The organism is Bacillus sp. FJAT-47783 (assembly GCF_022808615.1).
Classification (GTDB): domain Bacteria; phylum Bacillota; class Bacilli; order Bacillales; family Aeribacillaceae; genus Bacillus_BZ.
This window is the reverse complement of sequence record NZ_JAKZKS010000036.1, coordinates 1-21268: the sequence shown is the minus strand read 5'-3', so window position 1 is coordinate 21268 and position 21268 is coordinate 1. Positions and strand designations below refer to the sequence as shown.

The 21268-nt window shown below is 36.6% G+C and carries 22 protein-coding genes; 7 read left to right on the top strand and 15 right to left on the bottom strand.

Annotated elements, in window-relative coordinates; all coding sequences use genetic code 11:
- The first annotated feature begins 175 nt into the window (after positions 1-175).
- On the top strand, positions 176-937 hold the full coding sequence (locus tag MLD65_RS16835; protein WP_243293012.1) for a hypothetical protein: 762 nt from the start codon (positions 176-178) through the stop codon (positions 935-937).
- 17 nt (positions 938-954) lie between these two features.
- Positions 955-1905: a S8 family serine peptidase gene (locus tag MLD65_RS16830; RefSeq protein WP_243293011.1), complete on the top strand. Its 951-nt coding sequence runs from the start codon at positions 955-957 to the stop codon at positions 1903-1905.
- Positions 1906-2629: 724 nt separating this feature from the next.
- Here the strand turns inward: MLD65_RS16830 and MLD65_RS16825 are convergent.
- The 9 genes from MLD65_RS16825 to MLD65_RS16785 all read right to left on the bottom strand — a co-directional run bounded on the left by MLD65_RS16825 (position 2630) and on the right by MLD65_RS16785 (position 8432).
- On the bottom strand, positions 2630-2932 hold the full coding sequence (locus MLD65_RS16825) for a hypothetical protein (protein WP_243293010.1): 303 nt from the start codon (positions 2930-2932) through the stop codon (positions 2630-2632).
- Positions 2878-3081, bottom strand: coding sequence for a hypothetical protein (locus MLD65_RS16820; protein ID WP_243293009.1), 204 nt, complete (start codon positions 3079-3081; stop codon positions 2878-2880). The genes MLD65_RS16825 and MLD65_RS16820 overlap by 55 nt, the downstream gene beginning before the upstream one ends.
- Before the next feature lie 17 nt (positions 3082-3098).
- Complete coding sequence (locus MLD65_RS16815; RefSeq protein WP_243293008.1) at positions 3099-3827, bottom strand: tyrosine-type recombinase/integrase; 729 nt, start codon at positions 3825-3827, stop codon at positions 3099-3101.
- 753 nt (positions 3828-4580) lie between these two features.
- Positions 4581-6221, bottom strand: coding sequence for a b(o/a)3-type cytochrome-c oxidase subunit 1 (locus tag MLD65_RS16810; protein WP_243293007.1), 1641 nt, complete (start codon positions 6219-6221; stop codon positions 4581-4583).
- A complete protein-coding gene (locus tag MLD65_RS16805; protein ID WP_243293006.1) occupies positions 6218-6691 on the bottom strand; it encodes a cytochrome c oxidase subunit II in 474 nt (157 codons plus the stop codon). Before MLD65_RS16805 ends, MLD65_RS16810 begins: the two co-directional genes overlap by 4 nt.
- Before the next feature lie 18 nt (positions 6692-6709).
- Entirely contained in the window at positions 6710-6826 is a 117-nt protein-coding gene (locus tag MLD65_RS16800) for a cytochrome c oxidase subunit 2A (RefSeq protein WP_243293015.1), read from the bottom strand.
- Between the two features lie 409 nt (positions 6827-7235).
- Positions 7236-7607: a DUF423 domain-containing protein gene (locus tag MLD65_RS16795; RefSeq protein WP_243293005.1), complete on the bottom strand. Its 372-nt coding sequence runs from the start codon at positions 7605-7607 to the stop codon at positions 7236-7238.
- A gap of 145 nt (positions 7608-7752) precedes the next feature.
- Entirely contained in the window at positions 7753-8037 is a 285-nt protein-coding gene (locus tag MLD65_RS16790; RefSeq protein WP_243293004.1) for a hypothetical protein, read from the bottom strand.
- Positions 8038-8123: 86 nt separating this feature from the next.
- Entirely contained in the window at positions 8124-8432 is a 309-nt protein-coding gene (locus MLD65_RS16785; RefSeq protein ID WP_243293003.1) for a YwdI family protein, read from the bottom strand.
- 154 nt (positions 8433-8586) lie between these two features.
- On the opposite strand from MLD65_RS16785, the gene speE reads away from it, so the two are divergent.
- Positions 8587-9468, top strand: a complete 882-nt coding sequence (speE, locus tag MLD65_RS16780) for a polyamine aminopropyltransferase (protein WP_481748549.1) — start codon at positions 8587-8589, stop codon at positions 9466-9468.
- A 25-nt stretch (positions 9469-9493) separates the two neighbouring features.
- Here the strand turns inward: speE and MLD65_RS16775 are convergent, their stop codons facing one another.
- A complete protein-coding gene (locus MLD65_RS16775) occupies positions 9494-10180 on the bottom strand; it encodes a uracil-DNA glycosylase (RefSeq protein WP_243293001.1) in 687 nt (228 codons plus the stop codon).
- Between the two features lie 343 nt (positions 10181-10523).
- Here MLD65_RS16775 and MLD65_RS16770 point away from each other — a divergent pair, with 343 nt between their 5' ends.
- Together MLD65_RS16770 and MLD65_RS16765 are read left to right on the top strand one after the other, a co-directional pair.
- Positions 10524-10805: a biotin/lipoyl attachment domain-containing protein gene (locus MLD65_RS16770; protein WP_243293000.1), complete on the top strand. Its 282-nt coding sequence runs from the start codon at positions 10524-10526 to the stop codon at positions 10803-10805.
- A gap of 210 nt (positions 10806-11015) precedes the next feature.
- Complete coding sequence (locus MLD65_RS16765; protein ID WP_243292999.1) at positions 11016-11867, top strand: SDR family oxidoreductase; 852 nt, start codon at positions 11016-11018, stop codon at positions 11865-11867.
- Positions 11868-12589: 722 nt separating this feature from the next.
- Here MLD65_RS16765 and qoxD read toward each other — a convergent pair.
- From qoxD to qoxA, 4 genes are read right to left on the bottom strand one after another with little or no spacing between them, the layout of a single operon-like run.
- Entirely contained in the window at positions 12590-12886 is a 297-nt protein-coding gene (gene qoxD, locus MLD65_RS16760) for a cytochrome aa3 quinol oxidase subunit IV (protein WP_243292998.1), read from the bottom strand.
- The gene (gene qoxC / locus MLD65_RS16755; protein ID WP_243293014.1) at positions 12887-13525 is read right to left on the bottom strand and encodes a cytochrome aa3 quinol oxidase subunit III; all 639 of its coding nucleotides are present in this window, start codon (positions 13523-13525) and stop codon (positions 12887-12889) included. It lies immediately after the preceding gene.
- 12 nt (positions 13526-13537) lie between these two features.
- Positions 13538-15508: a cytochrome aa3 quinol oxidase subunit I gene (qoxB, locus tag MLD65_RS16750; RefSeq protein WP_243292997.1), complete on the bottom strand. Its 1971-nt coding sequence runs from the start codon at positions 15506-15508 to the stop codon at positions 13538-13540.
- A 20-nt stretch (positions 15509-15528) separates the two neighbouring features.
- Positions 15529-16506: a cytochrome aa3 quinol oxidase subunit II gene (gene qoxA / locus MLD65_RS16745; protein WP_243292996.1), complete on the bottom strand. Its 978-nt coding sequence runs from the start codon at positions 16504-16506 to the stop codon at positions 15529-15531.
- Positions 16507-17009: 503 nt separating this feature from the next.
- Here qoxA and MLD65_RS16740 point away from each other — a divergent pair.
- Both MLD65_RS16740 and MLD65_RS16735 read left to right on the top strand, forming a co-directional pair.
- Positions 17010-18308 carry a uracil/xanthine transporter gene (locus MLD65_RS16740; RefSeq protein WP_243292995.1) on the top strand — a complete coding sequence of 433 codons (1299 nt, stop codon included), beginning with the start codon at positions 17010-17012 and terminating at the stop codon, positions 18306-18308.
- 393 nt (positions 18309-18701) lie between these two features.
- A complete protein-coding gene (locus MLD65_RS16735) occupies positions 18702-19979 on the top strand; it encodes a YjiH family protein (protein ID WP_243293013.1) in 1278 nt (425 codons plus the stop codon).
- Positions 19980-20144: 165 nt separating this feature from the next.
- Here the strand turns inward: MLD65_RS16735 and MLD65_RS16730 are convergent, their stop codons facing one another.
- Positions 20145-21080, bottom strand: a complete 936-nt coding sequence (locus MLD65_RS16730) for a LysR family transcriptional regulator (RefSeq protein WP_243292994.1) — start codon at positions 21078-21080, stop codon at positions 20145-20147.
- Positions 21081-21268 lie beyond the last annotated feature (188 nt).

The window sequence follows — 21268 nt, the reverse complement described above, 5'->3', positions numbered from 1 at the left end:
AGCGAAAACTCCTATCGTGATTTGTCTCGTCAACGATTACGATACCAGAGTTTTCGCTTTTTTCATATCCATATATGGAAAAATATTCGTTTTTTACATAAGCAACCCCAAGTTATGGTGATGAGCCAAATAATTCGTTTTATGGTACTATTTTCTTGTCGAAGGAGGTATTTTTATGAAGAAACTTATTAAATTAACATTAACTCTAGCAATAACTTTACTTTTAGGAAGTCCTCTATCTGCTTATGCAAGTACTAATGAAATGGCAGAAATGGAAAAAGAGGAATTCAAAAAAATTGCAAAAGAAATGATTTCTCATCACGAATCTATGAATTCCGAGAATCATGAATCAAGTAATGACCCTAGATTCATTAATGAAATGGTAGAGAATCAAAAAAAGTTAGAAGCAGAATTAGAACAAAAAATTAACAACGCGAAAGAAAAGAAAGAAAAGTTTTATTCAATGGATGAAATCTTAAATGCAAACGCTGAAGATTTTGGAATTAGTGAAGAAGATATGAAGAGAATTAAAGAAAGTGTTTATATGCATCAACATGAGCTTACACTTCTTTTAGAAGCATTCGATTCCCTAGATAAAAGTGAACATAAGATTGCTAAGGAATTGAAAAAGAGTTTAAAGCAAAAATGGCCTAAATCTTTAATTTATGTTGATCACTCTAAAGATAGTCAAGATGGAATTATATCAGGTGGTGGCTGGCCTTATTGTTTAGATGATAATGGTTGGGGCTATCAAAACTTTATAACTTCTGATTGCTATAAAGCAATTGTAGCATTCAAAATTTGCGCCGTTGACTCTACATTAGGAAAAATGGATCCTAACTTAAGATATTGTAAGGCTTATCAGCGAAACTGCTCTCCTTTAATCGGTCATAGTAAGTATTGGCATACACATAAATGGTATCAACAAATTCCATAAAGTGAGGAAAAATAAACATGCATCATTGTATTAGGGCTCTAATTTTCATATCCATTCTTCTAATGGTAGTTGGCTGTAGTAACCCTACTTCCGTTAAAAACAGCGATGATTCTCATGAACATGATGCTCATGAACATGATTCTCATGAGCATCACTCAGACGCCACTTTAAACACAAAAGACCAACAAGAAATTATGCAACAAGAAATTAATAGTAACCTTAATAAATGGTATTCCAAAAATATTTTTGGAGATAACATAAAGATTGCTATACTTGATACTGGTATTGACAAAGACAATTCCGATCTAAGTTATATAAAGGGGGAAAATTTTACCAGCGAAAATATAGAAGCATTTGACGACGATAACGGTCATGGAACAAAGATTGCCGGAATTATTGGCGCCCGTAAAAACAGCTATAACTTACTAGGTATTGCTCCAAAGTCAGACCTCTATATTGCTAAGGTGGCAAATGAGAATGGTGATGTAAAGTTTGAAGACCTGATTAAAGGAGTCTATTGGGCAATAGAGCAAAATGTGGATATTATTAATATTAGTCTAGAGTTTCCCAATGAAAACCACGAATTACATGAAGCTATAAAACTTGCTAGTAAAAATAATATAATTGTTATTGCTTCTTCCGGAAATATTAAATATGAAGGAGATACTGACAACTCATATCCTGGGGAATATCCTGAAGTTATTAGTGTAGGAATGTTAAATACTGAAGGTAAGGTTTATTCTGAGGAATTTAAAAAGAAAAAAGTAGATGTATTAGCACCAGGACAAGATATATTCTCTCTTTACCTCAATGATAAAATGACCATTGATACAGGTGTGTCATTTGCTACAGCTTATACATCAGGGTACTGTGCATTAATAATGCACAACTATAAAGTTAGTGATATCAATTACGACAAACAAAAGATAGTATCACAATTAAAAAAGGACCTTGAGCAGAATCTATAATAAATAGTAGTTGTACCTAAAAAGCCTTCCTTTCTAAATTAAGAGAAGGCTTTTTATTTTATATAAAAAACAACCAATCATTTTATTATTTCTTCAGAAACGAGGAACTGTGTTGAAAGATAATATGAAGTTCGTAATAGTAACTTTTGGAGTAATAATTTTTATTGTGTCTTTGTTTTTATCTGCTTTTGATTGCAACATTTAAATAAATTAGACGGTAGGATTAGACTGTAAAATGTAATCCAAACGAACAGAAATCATGTTTACTAACTTTTTCATTAGCTACATGTCATGAAAAACTTCCAAATAGACAGAAGTAATATGTAACCGAATTGCGAAGTTTTTATATCCCAAAAATTGTGTTAGCAGAGTAAACATCAAAAAAAGAAAAGATGTACATATTGATATTTTGGTATTATAGTATTTTCAAATGCGCTATTTGCCTCGAACGAATGATATCGTAAGCGCTACGAAGCGCTTAGACACTGTCTATATGCGTTATAGCGCCTTCAACGATAACACTATGCCGTTTTGCAATCGATCCGATCCCCCACATAAAACTATTCTATTCCCACATTTTAAGATACCTAGATACGGGAGAAAATAATGACAAACGTATTCGTATAAAGGAGGCGCATCATAATTGGTTATGATGAAACAATCAAAATCAGATAAATTAACTTCCTCAATTGACAAAGGAAAAAACTATAAAACTAAAAAGCACCTACCTAAGATAGGTGTTTTTAGTTTCTTCAAACAAGAACATATCAATATACTTATATTTCACTACTTCTACTAACCATCCTTTGTATTTGGTTGAATAATCACAGCGTAAAAATTGATACGGATAAACGGTCGGTAAAAAAGTTTCTTTTAAAGCAAGACAAACTTCCTCAATATCCAAATCCGTTAGTAAATCTTCAATGACGTACACCTTATAGTAAGACTTTCGCTCATGATGATAATCTTCTCTTAAACATCTTCGAACTGTCCCTTTTTCTTGTGCTTTTCGCCTCCACGCTCCCACAGCCTCTCTGAGTCGTTTTTTTCTGACTCTAATTCTTCCCTTAGGAATTGAATTTCAGAGTTTAGTAACCGATTCTGTTCTTTTAACCGCCATATTTGTTCCTTTTGAAACAAAATCGTATTCTGCAAATCACGGATTGAATTGTTCATTGACACAAGACCTCCTCCTACTTCATATACACTTCACATAAATCGATTCTCCCTTCACCATGCCCTAACCATCCATGAACCGTATCAATACATTGATTCACAGTCTTATAAAGATCGCGCTCATCTTGTGTGATTCCAAAGTCTTTCCGTACTCCCTTGGAATGATTACGCATCATTCGATCCAAAATCCATTTCCCTTCATACTCAATCCCCTTTCTTTTGAACAAATCCGTAAGAGAATCCCTGGCGTATGTATGTCGAAACCCATGAGAACCGGTATAGTCAGTAATTCCTGCTTTTTTAGCTGCACGTAGATACGCTGATTTTAAGCTGTTGTATTTAATCAGAGAAATAAAATGGCTTTGATGGCTATGTTGGATCAATTCACGGATTCTCACCTCAAATTCAGGGCGACAAGGCGCGACTCGAGGCCGTCCAGCCTTTGTAACACCATGAGCCGTATTTAAGGCCTCTTTATCCTTCACAGCCACCCAAAACAACCTGTTGTTACGCTCCTCAATGTGGGCCACGCGTGTAAACGCTGCTTCTCGTAAACGCAAGCCAAACGCCAACTGTAAATTCATCGCAATACGAGCATGAGCTGAAAGATGAGCATTGAGCACCTGAATTTCTTGAACTGTATAGGAACGATCCCGAGGCTTTTCCCTTGAATCTGTCTCAACAATCCGTTTCTTTGGAACCCAATCTCTTCGCCTTACGCCCTTTTCTAACGATACTTTAGTCATACCTTTATCTAGCAGCCTTAAATTCGCGCGCTAATGTCGCAACTTTTATTTTCGTTTTATAGCTAAAAAAGGCAACAGGAAATTAGACGTGCCTATGCTTAATTTTTCAGCATGTCAAATCCTTATTCTTCGTTTAGCCAGTCATAAATATTTGCTCGGTTCTCGATGCATTTTTCAGTATAAAATGCTGATTCTAATAATCTATAGAAGTACCCATCAAAAGTTTTCTTGATTCTCCCTTGTTTATATAAAAACATTGTTTCTTTGAAAACTTTCACAACAATAGGAATCACTTCATCTAATGGACGTTCAAGCTTACTACGTCTATACGCAATTAATATTTTAATCCAAAGTTGATAAATTCGTTTTGCATTATAGAAATGACTTGCAACACGAATAAACTCATTATGAACTGAAGAAGGTGTATGTGTATAATCTAAGCTGTCTACTGACGTATTATTATTTAAATTATTAATATCAGGTAAATCTATGGTAGGAACTTTTTTGCCTTCTTGACCCCTAGAGCAGTGTGATGTTTGTGCATTTTCTACTTCGCACTCTACTTCGTATTCTAAGTTTAATAGCTCACACCAGTATTTAAAATGTTCATGTCCTTTTAAGAGAATACGTTTCTACATTTCGTGTCTTTGGAAGAAGTGTCATTGTGTCACGTGTTGGTTTCATTATTTATGTGCCGCTATTAACTTAAACGACAAAAGAAGCCTTGCTCTTCATTCGAGCAAGGCTTCGTAGTTACCATAATTTAAACCCTTTTGATCCTGGTGGTGCATTTTGGATCATATCAATAACCGGAACCGTGTAAGCTAATAAAATGAGTACGGCACAAATTCCGATCCAAAGCTTCCAGTTTTCAAAAATGAGTGGCGTGACTTCGGCCTCATCACTCACCTCACCGATCGGATATTCTTCCTGTCCTTTAGGTGCCCAATAAGCAAGGTTAATGACAATATAAATCATTAATAAAATGGCTACAAATAATATCGCTCCACCTACTGCCATAGCCGTTTGGTAAGGCATCCAGGCTATTGCATCTGGGTGATCACCATATGTTGAAAAAGCGGTTCTGCGCGGTGCCCCGAATAGTCCGACCGTATGCATCGCTCCAGACATAAAAAACATACCGATAGTCCAGAAAATCGTTTGTACAATTCCAAGTTTGTTCATTGTACTCGTTAGTACTCTACCTGTTAAATGAGGAATCAACCAATAGGAAATCCCAAAGAACGTTAAGGCAACAGATGTCGCTACTGTCAAATGAAAGTGTCCTGTAATAAATAATGTATTATGCACAACTTGGTTTAATTGGTTACTCGCGTTAATAATTCCCCCAGCTCCTGCAGGAATAAAGATTAACATTCCCATAAACGGAGCAAAAAATCTTACATCTCCCCACGGAAGCTTTTTCACCCAGCCAAATAATCCTGTTGCTCCCTTTGCACGTCCAGATAGTTCAAATGTTGCAAAAAGAGAAAATGCCGTCATTAAAGATGGAATAATTACCATAAACGTCAAAACAACTTGGATAAATTTCCAGACCGGATCAATTCCTGATTCTAATATTTGATGGTGAAATCCAACTGGTATGGAAAACAAGATAAATAGTACGAAAGATAACCGAGCAAGTGCATCACTAAATATTTTCCCATCGATAATTTTCGGAATAATAACATACCAACACATATACGCCGGTAAAAGCCAGAAATAAACGAGCGGGTGACCAAAATACCAAAATAGTGTACGACTTAATAAGATGTTGATTTTATCAACCCAACCGAATGACCAAGGAATAAATTGGAATAAGACCGTAACCGCTACCCCGATCGTTGCGATAATCCATAAAATCATTGTGGCAACCGCCATAAAGCTAATTAATGGTGCTGCTTTTCCTTTGTTCTGTTTTTTCCATGTTGTATATTGATGAAACATTCCCCACCCACTTAACCAGCTGCCAACAACGACAAAAGTTAAGCCAATGTAAAACCATGGGGATGCTTTTAATGGTGCGTAAAATGTGTATAAAACAGTCGCTTTATTAAGCAATATCATGACGGTTGCGATTGTCGTACCAACCGTCATGAGCCAAAAGCCAGCCCAGCCAAGCTTATTCGAAATGGAGGTTAAAGTCCCTGTTGTACGGCTAATTGCTGAATATAAAAATCCAATAATGAAAAATGTAGTAAATACGAGTCCAAGTAATACGCCGTGTGCAGTTAGTAACTGATAATATCCAATTCCCGCCGGCAGCTCCAATTGTCCACTTCTAACAAACGTTTGCAATAGACCTGCAATAGCTCCTAAAAATAAGGCGATGAATGCAACAGCAATATGCGTTAGAGCGATTTTCCCATCTTTTTTGTTTACGATTTCGTTCATGCTTCTACCACCTCAATGCTTGCGCTCATCATTTGATGACCGACACCACAATATTCATTACATAAAATTAAATAATTGCCTACATCTTTAAACGTATACGTGAGAGAGTTCACATGCCCTGGTGTCACCATCATATTTACGTTTGTTCCTACAATTTCTAATCCATGAACAACATCTTTACTCGTCACGATAATATGAACGGTTGCGTCTTTTGGTACTTTTAATTCCTTTGGTGAAAAGGAAAACGCTTGGGAAACGATGACCAATTCATACTCGTTTTCGCCAATCTTTTTGAGGCCGGGCTCATCAAAAGGAGGCGTGACATCTACTTTTTCAGGATCTAATGTCGCTAGATCACTCGGCGGCTCATTACCATGGGCAAAAGCTCCGATGCCAACAATGGTGAGAAATAAAATAAGTGTTCCTACACCAATCATTAACCAAATTTTCTCAAGTTTGTGCATATGCATAATGTACAATCCTCCTTCTTATCGAATTAAAAACAAATAATAAATTCCGATCCAAGAAAAAAATATAAATGCTCCTAACATTAAAACGGAGAGAAATGTACCTTTTAGACTAGGTTCTTTCGTTTGCTGTCTAATTTTAGGCTGTCTATGACTTTTCTTTTGAGGCGCTAATTCATTTCTCACTTTTAACACCCACCTTTCTCCATTGTATAACATCATTGTAAATGAAATTAATTTCATACTCTGTGACAAACCTCACATACATTCTCGGGATTGTGTCATATTTATGAACAATGGCATACGACTTTCTGTTTAGTTGAGGGAGGTTTCTTAATATGGAGGTTCTTTCTTATCTTGTCTTGTGGTTTATTTTCACAACTTGCGGATTTCTTTCTTATCTTGCGGGATTCTTTTCATAACTTGTGGATTTCTTTCTTATCTTGCGGTTTACTTTCACAACTTGCGGATTTCTTCATACCTTGAGGTCTCAAGTAGATGACAATTAAAAAAGCTGCCTGAACTAGATTCAGCAGCCTTCCATTTCTTATAAAAATTTAAATACAGCGACCACCATTAAAACCCATGCAACGATGAAGGATACGCCCCCTAATGGTGTAATAGCCCCTAATACTTTAATTTGTGTCAAACTTAAAACGTACAAGCTTCCAGAGAATAAAAGAATCCCGATCAACATAAGCCAACCTGCCCATGTTAGTAAGTTCGTTTGCGGGAGCTTATCCATCACGAATGCGACAACGAATAAACCTATTGCATGAAACATTTGATATTGAACACCTGTTTGCCACGTTTCAATATACTTAGCAGGGATTTTCCCTTCCAGTGCATGTGCACCAAAAGCTCCTAGAGCAACCGTTACAAAGGCGTTAATAGCACCTAATATGAGAAAGAGTTTCATGAATTGTCCCCCCCTTACCTTTTTATTTTCATCATAACGTAATCAAACATAAATGAACACGCATTCATATAAAATGACAATGTTTCTTCACATCTGCTGAAAGGAATCAGCTAAAGCTTGTAAAGTAACTTCTACCTTACTATCATTATTGTCTTAAATAGTCATATACTAAGGCTTGAATCGCATGCGAATCATCAATTTTAGACTGAATGTAATATTGATGTCCCCTTCTCGATGTCCGAATTTGAGAGAACCCTTCACGCAATAAGAAATCAGCTAGATCTTGGATGCACTCATGTACCGAGAACAAACGCTTTTTCCCAACAAAACGGCCATTAACAAATACATCATAATTATCGTGTGAGGCTTGCGACAAATTGAATAAAAGATCTTCACTATCACCTATTTCGGTCGAAAATTGATGAAACATGTGTAACCCTCCCAAATATGTTTACCTTCCATCTTTTCCATCTGTATAACAAACTATGTGAAAGGAACATATTCGGGAACGTTTTATTAAAAATCAAAGATGGAATCGCCGTTTGCACCATCTTCTTCAATAACTCGTGCAGAAGATAATGCAGCAGGCTTTGGCTTTTTGATCCCCATCATCTTCTCGAGCTCTAGTGATGAAATGTCTTCCTTTGTTTGTGGTTCTTGAATGTCGGTAAAATCACGCTGTTCTTCCGGTTGATCAAGGACGACATCACATAAAGAACGAATCACAAGGAGTCTCGCCTCAATGGCTTCTTTTGATTGACTCTCCTTAAGCTTCATTAATTCCTGTTCCATTTTCAATACTATATTTTTAATTGGGATGTTCAAGGATACTCACTCCTTATTGAAAGAAATAATCTCTTAAGGATATGCTATTTATAACTACTATCTTACCTTAATGCTACTATTTTTTCACTTCGATTGATTTATTCACAACTTTATTTCTTGTTCTGTTAAAATAGTGGACGTAAAACATACATAAATGAAGGAAGAGGGGGTTTCTATGGAACAAACAGCACAATATTTTCAAAAAATCGGTAACGACATGTGGTTAACAGAAGATGAGCGTGAAAATTTAAAAATAAGTTATCGAATCAAAGACGTCATTTATGCTGAAAAGTCTCGATTCCAACATGTCATGGTGTTGGATTCATATGATTTTGGTCGTATGCTCGTACTAGATGGCGTTGTACAAACAACATCTATAGATGGTCATATCTATAATGAAATGATTTCTCACGTCCCATTAAGTATTCACCCAAATCCAGAAAAAGTATTAATCATTGGAGGCGGGGATTGCGGTGTCGCCCGCGAAGTTTGTAAATACCCGAACGTGAAAGAAATTGATATGGTAGAAATCGATGAGTTAGTCGTAAAAGCTTGTAAAGAACATTTGCCAGAAGTATCCGGTAACTTAAATGATCCCCGGGTGAATTTTCTATATGTTGACGGTGTTCAATATGTGAAGGAGAAAGAAAACGAATACGATGTGATTATCGTTGATTCATCTGACCCAGTTGGACCAGCTGAACAATTATTTTCCAAACCTTTTTATCATAACTTACAACGTGCCTTAAAAGAAGATGGACTAATGGTTTGTCAAAGTCAATCGCCAATTTTCCATCTAGATGTGTTGAAACAATCTTATCATCATTTATCTTCACTGTTTCCAATTACAAAACTATATACAGCCGTCGTACCAACATATCCAGGTGGTTTATGGAGCTTTACCATCGGTTCAAAAAAATATACAGACATTCAAGTAAAAGAATTTAATAAAGACACAAAGTATGTGAACCAAGATCTATTAGAAGGGTGCTTTAAGCTACCAAAATTTTTACAAGATGCCTTAAAAAGTTCCTAAACCGGGCTATGAGAAGCCCGGTTTTTTAGTTTATATCTTCATCGGTAATACACCAATCAATTTCCTCTGTTCCAATTTGTTTTAATAGTTGATTCGTTCTGGAAAAGGGACGACTTCCAAAAAAACCTCTGTTTGCAGAAAACGGCGAAGGATGTGGAGATTCAATAATGAAATGGCGACTTCCATCAATCATTTCTTTTTTCGCTTGAGCGTGTCTCCCCCATAAAATAAAGACAATTGGTTGTTCCCGATTATTTAATTTCCGGATAACTTCATCGGTAAAAAGCTCCCACCCTTTCCCTTTATGAGAGTTTGCCGCTCCTCTTCTAACCGTTAAAACAGTATTTAACAACAATACACCTTGCCTTGCCCATTTTACGAGATACCCATGATTAGGAGGTGGGTAACCTAAGTCTTGTTGAAGTTCGAGAAAAATATTTCGTAATGAAGGTGGGTGCTTAACACCCGGCTTCACAGAAAAACTTAATCCATGCGCTTGGTTTGGACCGTGATAAGGGTCTTGTCCTAATATGACAACCTTTACATCTTGATAGGATGTATAGTGTAACGCATTAAAAATATCGTACATATTCGGATAAACTGTATAGTGAGCATATTCCTCTTTTAAAAACCGCCGTAATGATTGATAATAAGGCTTTTCAAACTGTTCTTTTAATTGATCCCACCAATCATTTTCCAACACTTGTTTCATTTATGTACCCCTTCCTACATGCAAAGACTACAAACCATGATAAGTGCCGATTCGTTCTTTGTCAAAACACCGCAAGCCACGCCTCATCACTACATATATCGACAAAATGTTTCACATGAAACGCCTCACGATGATACTAGATAAATATGTTTAACATTTTACAGGTATTTGACCTGTAAACAGCGAATATGTATAAAATATGTTCTGTTCTTTTATATCCACGAAACATATTCATTACTCAAGCCAACTCTCAATACTCATTTACCTCAAACAATATGTCAACCGTCGAACTTGTCAATCAACTGAATAAAAGAACATTTATTTATTGTAAGGAGTGATGTAGGTGTTAAATAAGGATGTGATGACAAACAGATGGGGCAACAAAGAAATTGTGACAAGCCCATCGTACGGAACCATTCAATCCATTCATCTAGGATCTAAAGCGAGAATTTATGAATGGGAGCCCCTTTTGTCCATTCAAACAGAAGATGGACAAGTGCTGCAAATAAGAGTCGGCGTAAGTGGAATTATTGATTCGTATACAGTAAAAGAAGGAGATAGAGTAGTTCCTGGAACTGTTATAGCCTATATTGAAGAAGATTTAATGGCTTCCGGCAGTGATTAACGAATCATTCGTTTGTACCGTACGCCCCAAATTTGGGGCTGTTTTATTTGGTTCATCACCGTAACTTGGGGGTGACATAAAATCCATATGCAAACATCTATTTTACATTCAAAATTGCGATGGGTACATATTTTATAGAAATTATCAATCCTGATTTTTGGTCATGAGCCTTTTATTTGGATAAACTAGATTAATTAGTTGGAGGTAAACATGCAGAAGAAACATGTCTTAATTACAGGAGCATCTAGTGGATTTGGGATGCTCACAGCTTTACACTTAGCGAAGAAGGATTATCATGTCATCGCAACAATGCGTAACATACATAAAAAAAACGAGCTGCTTACTCGAGCAAAAAAGGATCAAGTAGAAAAAAATATTACAGTACACCGTCTTGATGTCACATCAAATCCATCATTAGAAGAATTACAAACATATTTAAATAAGCTAGGAACCCTTGATATTCTCATCAATAATGCCGGATATGCTGACGGGGGTTTTTTCGAGGACGTCTCAATCGAACAATACAAAAAGCAGTTTGAAACAAATGTGTTTGGTTTAATGGCTGTTACCCAAATCGCTTTACCTTTTATACGAAAAAAGAAAAGCGGAAAGATTATAAACATAAGCAGCATTTCAGGGCTCATCGGATTTCCTGGTTTATCTCCATACGTTGCATCGAAACATGCGCTTGAAGGATATACAGAGAGTCTCCGCCTTGAATTGAAACCGTTTGGGATTGACGTCATCCTTATTGAACCTGGATCATATGAAACGAATATATGGAAACGTGTTGATACGATTGTAAACTATCCACAAAGTGAAGCGTCCCCTTATCATCACTATATGATGGCGATTCTATCAGAACTGAATAGAGAAAAATTGGGTGATCCAGCTGATGTCGCCAGGCTTATTACTAACTTATGTGAAAAAAAGTCCGTTCGTAAGCTTCGCTATCCAATAGGTCGAGGCGTGAATGCAACACTTTTCTTAAAAAAGTGGATTCCTTGGTCTGTTTGGGAATCTATTGTTTTAAAGAAGCTTCGTATGAAATCAGACTCCTAAGGTGGTAGGTAACTCAAACTACCTGCCTTCTTTGTTCACCTTAACTTCTTATAAAAAAATGTGGACAGTACTAACAAATCACTTTATCCACAATAACAACCCGTCTTCATATGTCTTCCTTCTACGAGAATGTCGATCGTTCTACAAAATGTGACATTTATCATCAACTTATTCACATGTAATCCCCGAAATACGAACATATTATCCACAGAAGTTATCCACATACCCACAATTATCATCCACATTTTGTGTGAGTACATTTGTTCCCTACAAAATATATTTGTAGACAATATACAGATATCCACAAGTTATTAACATATCAACTGACAGTTACGTAACCCTTTTGAATGGTGTTGATTATTAAACGTATTAAACATCTTTTAACATTAATTTGTAATCGTTTACAAATAAAAAAATAGCTTCTAAACCCTTTTTCTTGAATCATAGAGATCAAAATATCGATAATTGCACGAGTTTTAGTATTTTTTGCACCACTTCGAGTACTTTTTGCACGAAATTTTGTCTTAATTGCACGAATCACAAAATATTTGCACTTAATTTTCTCTTTTTGCATCAAAATTCCCTTAATTGCATTTCTTTTTCCGTTTTTGCATGTTCAGTCCCCTTTTGCACCTACCATTAAAGTTGCCGTTAATTCTACATAATCACTATTTAAATGAGTGGATAAAAAAAGTGACCTTCAAAAAGAAGATCACTTTCTATTAATGCATATTTGTCATAACCCAATAAGAACCGTAAACAATAACGATTGCAATAAATCCAGCTGATGCCATCTTCGTAATTTGCCATGCACCATCGCCTTCTTTAATATGCATAAACATAAACAATTGTACCGCTGCTTGAAGAAAGGCAAAAGCAAAGATTATGATGATAATCGTATTTAACGCTAAGTCTGTATATAAGGCTACACCAACTGCTAAAAATGTTAAAGCAATCGAAAAGATAAAACCAATGACATGTGACCAAGGAAATGTGTGATTACCTGTGTTTTTTGCCATTTATCCCACCAACCCTATTAGGTAAACACCTGTAAAGACGAAAATCCAAATGAAGTCTAGGAAGTGCCAGTAAAGGCTTGAGATAAAGACTTTCTTCGCCGTATCAGGTGTTAAACCTCGTTTCATTACTTGAATTAAAATTAACATCATCCAACCGATACCTAATGTTACGTGCAGTCCGTGTGTTCCAGTCAATAAATAGAACGACGACCAGTAAGCGTTCGTACCTAGAGATGCACCTTCATGAACATAGTGGATAAACTCATTGATTTCCATGTATAAAAATCCTAAACCAAGGATTAACGTAACGATAAGCCACATGTTCATTAACTTCACGTTTTTCTTTCTCATTTCATGGATCGCTAGCCCGCAAGTAAAACTACTTGTGAGTAAAATTAAGGTCATCCATAATGTACCTTCTATTTCAAAAAGGTGACTTGGGAGAGGAGCCCCACTATGACCAGCATGGCCACTGTGAGCCCCTCCAACTGTATATCCGTAAATCGTAAAATATGTCGCAAAGATTGTTGCAAATAAGGCCACTTCTGCGCCCAAGAACATCCAGAACCCAAAAATATTTAGCCTGCCAATACTCGATTGATATTCCAAGGGCGTGTTCGGACTGACATTTTCACTCATATGTGCCACAACTCACGCCTCCTTATACTGTTCTTTGAATTGTTCTGTATTCATAATTTCATCTACGCTAACATAGTAACCTTCATCCTCAATATGAGAGCGCATTGAACGATAGATCATACATGCTAGTACACCAACACCGCCTAAAATGGCCATCCACCATAATTTAAACACTAATGCAAATCCTGCTACAAAGAATAAGGATGACATAATAAACGGAGTTCCAGCATTGCTCGGCATATGAATGGGTTTATATTCAACCGGTTCTTTTTTACCTGCTTTTTGCTCTTCTTTCATAAGCATAAATGCATCAAGACCTTTTACTTCAGGGACAACGGCAAAATTGTAATGTGGCGGGATAGATGTCGTTGTCGCCCACTCAAGCGTACGTCCAACCTTCCATGCATCTCCTGTTGTCTCTCTTTCAGCAAAGCGGAAGCTATAATACACATTGTACACAAGAAGAACGAAACCAATCCCCATGCCAATTGCACCAATTGTTGAAACAACGTTTAACCAAGTCCAACCACTCTCTGCTCCATACGTATAAATACGTCTTGGCATTCCATCAAATCCTAATAAGAATTGCGGAAGGAAACAAACATTAAATCCGATTGTAAAGAGCCAGAACGTCCATTTCCCAATTCGTTCATTTAATTTATGACCAAACATTTTCGGATACCAGAAAACAAAACCTGCAAAGCAAGCAAACACCGTTCCCGCAATTAATGTGTAGTGGAAATGCGCGATTAGGAAGTATGTGTTATGGAACTGAAAATCCGCTGCTGCCATTCCAAGCATAACACCTGTTACTCCACCAATGACGAATGTCGGAATAAATCCAACAGCCCATAGCATTGGTGTTGTGATTTCTATACGCCCTTTATAAAGTGTGAGCAACCAGTTAAAGATTTTGATTCCTGTCGGGATGGAAATGGCCATCGTTGTAATCGAGAAAATATTGTTAACAGCCGCACTTCCACCCATTGTGAAAAAGTGGTGAACCCAAACGAGAAAGCTTAATAATGAAATCGCAACGATCGAAATGACCATCGATTTATAACCGAATAACGTTTTCTTAGCGAACGATGCAATAATTTCAGAGAAAATACCGAATGCAGGCAAAATTACAATATATACTTCAGGGTGTCCCCAAATCCAGAATAAGTTTGCCCAAAGCATCGGCATACCACCGTCAGATAATGTAAAGAAATGTGTACCGAATAAGCGGTCAAAGGACATTAGTGCTAAAGTGACCGTTAAAACAGGGAAAGCAAACACAATAATAAACGATGTAATAAGCGTAGTCCATGTAAACATCGGCATGCGCATTAATGTCATGCCAGGAGCACGCATTTTAACAATTGTCACAATAAAGTTAATACCCGTTAAAAGTGTACCAATCCCTGAAATCTGTAAACCGAGCAAGTAATAGTTAATTCCTGGGCCAGGGCTTCCCTCAATGGCTAAAGGAGCGTAGTTCGTCCAACCCGCATCAGGTGAGCCACCAAACACGAAAGAGATATTAAACAGAATTGCTCCAAAGAAAAAGGACCAAAAACTTAATGCATTTAAATATGGGAAGGCAACATCCCTTGCTCCAATTTGTAAAGGAACAACAACGTTCATAAGCCCTATTAAAAATGGCATCGCCATAAATATAATCATAATTGTACCGTGTGTTGTAAAAATCTCATTATAATGTTGAGATGACAAAAACTCGTTGTTCGGTACCGTTAATTGTGCTCTCATTAATAACGCATCCACTCCACCACGGAAAAGCATGAGAATGGCTGCAATAATATACATAATACCAATTTTTTTATGATCAACAGATGTTAACCACTCCGTCCAAAGCCATTTCCACTTTTTAAAGTAAGTGAGGGCAAATACGATTCCAATTACTGTTAATAAAATGGAAATGTTAGCTCCAAGAAGAAGCGGATCATTTAAAATTAAATTTTCCTTAATAAACTCGAACATATAATGCTCCTCCCTTCTATTTAGTGATGTGCGTGAGATTCATGTTCTAAATCTTCTTCGTCATGAGCATCAGATGGTTTGCATACTACTTTCTTCTGATCGTCTCTTTGACCATGAGCATCTTTAGTAACCCCGTACTTTTCCCGAATACTCATTGCGTAAACACCAGAATCGACACCATGGTCTACAATATCTAAATGCGTATTGGAAAATGTCATTTCTTCAACGTTTCCTGGCAACATTAATTTTTCATAAGCTGGCTCTGTTAACGCTGGTGCGTTTTCTTTCGTTTCTTTTACCCATTTTTGATAGTCTTCTTCCTCTAAAGCTACAAATCTAAATGTATGATGAGCCATTTTTTCACCTGTAAAGTTCGAGTTACGACCTTCATATTCTCCCGGCTCATCAGCTTGAAGATATAACTTGTTGACCATTCCAGGCATTCCGTAAATTTGTCCGCCGATTTGTGGCACCCAGAAAGATGCCATTGAATCTGCTGCCGTGACTTTAAATAAAATTGGATGGTCTTCTGGAACATTCACATAGTTAATCGTTTCGATATTTTCTTCTGGGTAACTAAAAATCCATTTCCAATCAGCAGCAGTTGCATGAATGACAATCGGCTCTTTATCTGAAGTAGATTTCGGTGGTTCCACTAAATCATAAAGCGCCTTCGCATTCGGAACTGCCAAAGCAGTGACAATTATAATCGGAATAACTGTCCAAATAATCTCAAGCTTCGTACTTCCATGCATATGAGGATCGTAGTTTTTCAGATTAAAGTCTTTCCGATCACGATACTTCACTAGAACAAAAGCAAACAACACATATACAACAACCATAATAAAAATCATAAACCAAACGGAATACATGATTAAATCACGTTGCGTTTCTGCGACCGGCCCTTTCGCATCAAACATGGCATAATCACAACCGGTTAAGAATAAAGAAATAAACCCAATAACCCCGATTAATGGCAATTTCATCTTCTGAAACACCGTTGTTCACTCTCCTTTCTACACATTGACGAAAATTTTTAGTTACTATCCTATAATCAATTTGGTTACCATCAAATGAAACATTTACAGTGTGAGATAGATCACACTGTGAAATATATCACACTTTTTTATGCAAAATACTACAGTTCAAAAAACAGACAAAAATCAATAATATTTTTGTAAAATATTCGCCACAGTTCAGACACAATAAAACAAAGAAAATCCAAGCTAGGAAATAAATCCCTCACTAACTAATTTAATTTCGCTAAAGATTTATTATATGTAAAAAACAAAAACAACTTTTTTGTGGGAATATCTGTGATTCTTGAGGGAGGTGTAGGGGCCTTACTCTCATTAAACGTGAAATCAACGTTAGACACGAAGACTCAAATTGAGCTTTCTTCTTTTTTTCTATTAAAGTATGATAATAATCAGACTGGATAATTTTACATATGTCGAGGAGCGTACGTTAGACTTTATTGAGGGGAAAGCGGTGTTTTTTTATGAATAAACTAGTCAATTCAATGACATTATTTTCATCCGTACAATGGCTTTTTTTTATTTTCGCGAATACAGTTGTCGTTCCCATCTCAATTGGTACAGCTTTTCAACTCCCTGCAGATGTTATAGCTATGACGATACGAAGCTCTCTAATTATTACTGGAATTGCTTGTATCCTTCAAGGGTGGGTAGGACATCGATACCCTTTAATGGAAGGGCATTCTGGACTGTTATGGGGTGTGGTGTTAAACCTCGGTCTTTCTGCCTCTTCAATGGGAATGAGCTATACGGCTATTGGAGGTGGGATTGCTACTGGCATATTATTAGCAGGTGTTGTGTCTATATTCATTGCAACATTTAATTTAATCCCTCTTGTTCAAAATATATTTAATCCGATGGTTACATCCGTTTACTTATTCCTATTAACATTTCAGCTCATTTTTATTTTTTTTAAAGGAATGCTCAAATTAAATGAACATGGAACAATAGATATTCCAGTTAGTTTGTTGTCTTTTGCCATTGTCATTCTTGTGAGCATTTTAAAGATTAAAGGCAATAAACACATCAGTAATTTTTCTATTTTAATAGGGATTGTAGTTGGCTGGATCCTCTATACAATTCTATTTCCAGATCTTCAAACCACGATCGAGACGACAGAAGCTTCTTTCTCACTATTTCCATTAGGTAAACCAAATCTAGAGTTCGGAATTATTACCGTCGCATTTTTTGCTGGACTTCTTAATTTTAGTAACACGATTGCATCTATCCATGCAGCAGCGAAGCTTTTTTATGAGGAACCAGTGTCAAAACAGTTTAGGATGTCTTTTTTATTAACTGGCATTTTCTCATTTTTCGCGTCCGGATTTGGACTTGTTCCGTATACTCCTTTCACATCTTCGATTGGTTTTTTGCAAAGCACCCGTATTTTTCAAAAACAGCCATTCTTTATTGGAGGTGCTCTATTAACACTTATAGGGTTAATCCCATTGTTTGGATCGTTCCTTGCGACTATGCCCATTACGATTGGGAATGCAGTTCTTTTTGTTGCCTACCTTCAGCTGTTTGGGACAGCTTTTAACAGTCTAACTGGAACCGTTTTTACTTCCGTTACAATTTTCAGGCTAGCAGCTCCTGTTTTATTCGGAATTAGCTTAATGAATGTACCTCCAGAAATTTTCTCAAATATTCCGATTCTTCTTCAGCCATTCCTTACGAACGGATTAATCATGGGGATCGTTCTGTCTATTGTGATGGAGAAAATGATTCAATGGGACAAGCTTGAAAAATTAGAAATGAAATGATCCCCCATCTAAACGTGGGGGTTTAAAGTTACTTGGTGCCCCTCCTTTTGATTCCAAAACTTATTCCCCTATAATCCAAAAGGTTTATTTTGTAAATTTTTAGAATTATTTTAGAATAATACTTTAATAACGTTTTAATTTTTGAGAAAATTTGATATAATGTTAACACGTTGTAGAAAGCGCTTTCCGACAAGGTTTACCAGTTTATTTTACAAAATATTCAAAATATTTATTTATATTGTAAACCTATACATTATTGTATTAAAATAAGTTTGTTTTTATATTTATAAATCTTTTCAATCGATTAAAGGAGTTGTTATTTTGAATAATAAATTATCACTCAGCAGCATATTTCTCTTCTTACTTCCGTCTTTACTAGGTGTTGGCCTATTTATGATACCAATCCCTTACAATGGCGATGTAACGATTCCGATTGCAATTTTATCGGGCTGGCTACAAGGATTGCTTGAAGGACAAATCCCAACCATTATGACTGGCATTATTGTTCTTACATTATTAGGGACAATCATCGCTAAAACGATTAAACCTGCATTTATTATGGAACGTCCCTTTTTTGCTGCATTATTTAATGTAAGTCCTGTATGGGTGATCGCTCGCTTTTTAGCTGCCGTGTTTGCGGTTATGACGTTATATAAAATTGGGCCTGAAGCTGTTTGGTCTGAGAACACAGGCGGTTTGTTACTTGATGGATTACTTCCTGTATTATTTTCTGTGTTTCTATTCGCTGGATTATTTTTACCACTGTTATTAAATTTTGGGCTATTAGAGCTATTTGGCGCATTATTAACGAAAGTGATGCGTCCATTGTTTAAATTACCTGGACGCTCCGCTATCGATTGTGTTGCTTCTTGGTTAGGTGATGGAACAATTGGTGTTTTATTAACGAGTAAACAATATGAAGAAGGCTACTACACAAAACGGGAAGCCGCTATTATCGGTACAACATTCTCTGTTGTTTCAATTACTTTTAGCTTAGTCGTTATTTCAAAAGTTGATTTAGGACATATGTTTGTTCCTTTTTATATAACGATCGTCGCAGCTGGATTAGTCGCAGCGATTATCATGCCAAGAATCCCGCCTTTATCTAGAAAGCCAAACACATATTTTAACGATCAAAAAGCGGAGGACATGGAAGAAGTCATTCCAAGTGGTTATTCGCCATTCCGCTTCGGTCTTGTACAAGCTGTTAAAGCAGCGAAGAAAAACAAAAGTGTCGGTGACTTTTTCCAGCATGGTTTAAAAAATGTTTTAGATATGTGGATGGGTGTTACCCCAATTGTTATGGCGCTAGGAACATTGGCTTTAATTGTAGCCGAATTTACACCAGTGTTTACATGGATCGGTATGCCTTTTATTCCTTTACTTGAACTTATGCAAGTTCCAGAGGCGGCGGCTGCATCTGAAACATTAATTATCGGTTTTGCCGACATGTTCTTACCTGCTATTATTGGGTCTGGAATTGAAAGCGAAATGACTCGCTTTATCGTTGCAAGCGTATCGGTTACACAGCTTATTTACATGTCAGAAGTCGGTGGTTTGTTACTAGGTTCAAAAGTTCCTGTTTCGTTCTTCGACCTAGTCCTCATTTTCTTAATTCGTACTTTCATTACACTTCCAGTTATCGTTTTAGCTGCTCATTTCATTTTCTAAATACGTTTTAAGGTGTACCGATTGGTGCACCTTTTTCATTATTAAAAATTGAAGATTAGGAAGCTGTTTTTTTATAAAGATGACCAAGACGCTTTCACTTTTGTTCTAGGATTATGTCCAGCTCGAGGTCACAAGCCAACCCGCTCAAAATGTAAAAACTACCTTTTAGTCAGCTTGTCTTGTGCTTGTCGCCGATAAGCGGGCTCCTTGCGCTTTTATTGACTTCATTTCCTCTCTTAACACTTGGTGAAAGATAGAAACAGATTTCGGCTCAAAGGACGACTCTGGTTTAACAAGTGAAAATGACCGGACTAACGGCGTATGGCGAACAGGGAGGATTGTTAATGTTTTAAGAGCTAGCTCTTTTCGAACAGCCCACTCAGACAAAAAGGTTACGCCTAAGCCAGCTTCTACTGATTCTTTAATTACCTGTGTACTACCAAATTCCATTATTTGTACCTTTTCGATGCCAAGATAGTTAAACAACGTATCTGTTGCTTCCCTCGTCCCCGAACCTTCCTCGCGTACAATCCATGTAACTTCAAGTAAATCTTCCATCGTTACACGATCTTTCTTAGCTAACGGGTGAAGGGTGGAAGCCATTATATTCATAACGTCAGTTGCAAATGGCTCTATAACGAGTCCTGCCTGTCGATATTTACTTTCAATGATTCCAATATCGAGCTGATTATTAGATACTAATTCTGCCACTTCTTTGGAATTTCCAATCATAATGGATGGCTTAATTAAAGGATACCTTTTTCGTAAGCTAGCGATAATGGATGGTAATACATACTCTCCGAACGTGTAGCTTGCCCCGATGTTTATATCTCCACTCGCTTGATTGGTTAAATCATCCACTAGCCTTTTCATTTTCCCCTGCAGTGATAATATTTCCTTTGCATATTCATAAACAATTTCACCAGCTTTATTTAAACGCACATATTTATTCGTTCTTTCTAGTAATTTCACCCCCATTTGCCTCTCTAATGATTGAATGTATTGACTCACCGCTGGTTGTGTCATATGGAGCTCACTAGCAGCCCTTGAAAAATTTTTCTTTTCGGCAACTGTAACAAAGACGAGTAAAAGCTGATCCATTGCCAACACCCTTTTCATAAGTAATTACTTATAACTATTATACTTATAATTTATTTTCCTTACTCAAACTTCGCACTTTAAAAAGTTAGTGCACCCATAGTGGTTCTAAGGTTCATTGGTGTAAAAAATGTTTATTGACAAATGATTCTAAAAATGCAAAAAACACCTCATTCTTTGGTATAGTGGAT